This is a genomic window from Roseateles sp. P5_E1 (genome assembly GCF_054049335.1).
Window position 1 is genome coordinate 1 of record NZ_JBFUMN010000405.1, and the last position, 547, is coordinate 547.

A 547-nucleotide genomic window follows, 5' to 3' on the forward strand; every position below is an offset into this window, starting at 1 on the left:
CACCGACTCGCGCGCTTCGGCCACGCGCTCGGCGGCCGGCATCTGGTTTTCCAGCCCGTCGCGCAGCGCGCGCCGCGCGGCGAAGTACAGGTCGGCCAGCAGCCGGTCCTTCCAGGCGTTCCACAATTTCGGGCTGGTCCCGGCGATATCGGCGCAGGTCAGCAGGTAGAGGTAATCGAGCCGGTCGCGGCTGGCTACCAGCGTGGCAAAGCGATGGATCACGTCCGGATCGGAGATGTCCTGCTTCTGCGCGGTGATCGACATGCGCAGGTGCTGCTCGACCAGCCAGGCCACCAGTTCGGTGTCCGAACTGCTCAGCGCAAGCGCCTGGCAGAACGCGCGTGCATCCACCGCGCCGAGTTCGGAATGGTCGCCGCCGCGGCCCTTGGCGATGTCATGGAACAACCCGGCCAGCAGCAGCAGCTCCGGCTTGCGCAGGCGCGGCCACACTTCGTGGGCGATCGAGAAGCGCTCGTCGGCGCGACTGCTGGCAAACAGGCCGATGTTCCGCAGCACCATCAGCGTGTGCTGGTCCACGGTGTAGACA

Annotated in this window: 1 protein-coding gene; it reads right to left on the reverse strand. The window is 67.5% G+C overall.

Features of this window, described 5'->3' with window-relative positions; all coding sequences use genetic code 11:
* The coding region (locus ACXJKJ_RS31775; RefSeq protein ID WP_457395697.1) for an HD domain-containing protein at nucleotides 1-547 on the reverse strand (547 nt) is incomplete at both ends.